General features: G+C 78.5%; 1 protein-coding gene. It reads left to right on the top strand.

Translation table 11 applies throughout. The features are described 5' to 3' along the window. A partial coding sequence (locus GTW67_RS03105) for a glycoside hydrolase family 3 C-terminal domain-containing protein (RefSeq protein WP_202436760.1) occupies positions 1–1,375 on the top strand: 1,375 nt, incomplete at its 5' end. Between the last annotated feature and the right edge of the window lie 38 nt (positions 1,376–1,413).

Raw genomic sequence — 1,413 nt, 5'->3', positions numbered from 1 at the left:
GGACGAGGTGTCCGTGCTGGACGGCGTCCGGGCCGCACTGCGCGGCCGGGCCCGCGTCGTCCACGCCCCCGGCCCCCGCCCCGACGGACCGCCGCCCCCACTGGACGCCGCCGCCTGCACCGACCCGCGCTCCGGCCGTCCCGGCGTGCTGCTGCGCATGCTGGACGCCACCGGCGCCGAACTGTACGCGGAGCGGCGCGGCGGCGGGCGGCTGCTCGAACCCCGGCTGGTGCCGGGCGCGCACACCGTCGAGATCAGCGCCCGGCTGCGCCCCCGCACCGCGGGTCGCTGGACCCTCGGCGTCGCCGGCTTCGGCCGGATGAGCCTCAGCCTCGACGGACGGGCCCTGCTGGACGACGACTTCCCACCGGCCACCGACGACCCGGCGGTCGTCCACGTCAACCCGCCCGCCCAGTACGTCGGCGCCGAACTCGCCGTGGGCCAGGACGCCTTGCTCGTCGCACGCCGCGAACTGGCGCCCGGCACCGGCCGGGCCACCGTCGTCAGCGCCGCGCCGCCGGCCCCGGACGTCGCCTCCGCCCTGGCCGAGGCCGCCCGTGCGGCCCGTTCCGCGGACGCGGCGATCGTGGTCGTCGGCACCACCGAGCACGGCGAGTCGGAGGGCTACGACCGGACGGACCTGGCGCTCGGACGCACCCAGGACGCGCTGGTCCGCGCCGTCGCCGCCGCCAACCCCCGCACGGTCGCCGTGGTCAACAGCGGGGGACCGGTCGAGATGCCCTGGCGGGACGCCGCGGGCGCGGTCCTGCTCGCCTGGTTCCCCGGCCAGGAGGGCGGCGGCGGGCTGGCCGACGTGCTCTTCGGACGCGCCGAGCCGGGCGGCCGGCTGCCCACCACCTGGCCGGCCACCCTCACCGACGCCCCCGTCACCCGCACCCGCCCGACCGGCGGCCGCCTCGCCTACGACGAGGGCCTGCACGTCGGCTACCGCGGCTGGCTGCGCGAACACCGCACCCCCGCCTACTGGTTCGGCCACGGACTCGGCTACACCACGTGGACGTACGAGGAGCTGACCGTGCCCCCGGTGACACGGGCCGGGGAGGACCTGACGGTCCGGGTGCGGGTACGCAACACCGGGGCGAGGGAGGGCCGGGAGGTCGTCCAGGTCTACCTCGCCCGTCCGGAGGCCGTCGTCGACCACCCCGAACGGTGGCTCGCCGGGTACGCGGCGGTCCACGCCGGCCTGGGGGAGACGGCGACGGCGACGGTACGGGTCCCGGCACGGGCGCTGCGGCACTGGTCGGTGACGGAACACGCCTGGCTCACGGAGGAGGGCCCCTGCCGGGTCCTCGCCGGACGCTCGGCGGGCGACCTGCCGCTGACCGCGGAGACGGAGGTGGTGGCGCGGGGGTGAGGACGGGGGCGGGGGCTGCCACCGGGGCGGGGCGCACG

This window comes from Streptomyces sp. SID5910, from assembly GCF_009862125.1.
GTDB lineage: Bacteria > Actinomycetota > Actinomycetes > Streptomycetales > Streptomycetaceae > Streptomyces.
This window is presented reverse-complemented; position numbering and strand designations above follow the sequence as displayed.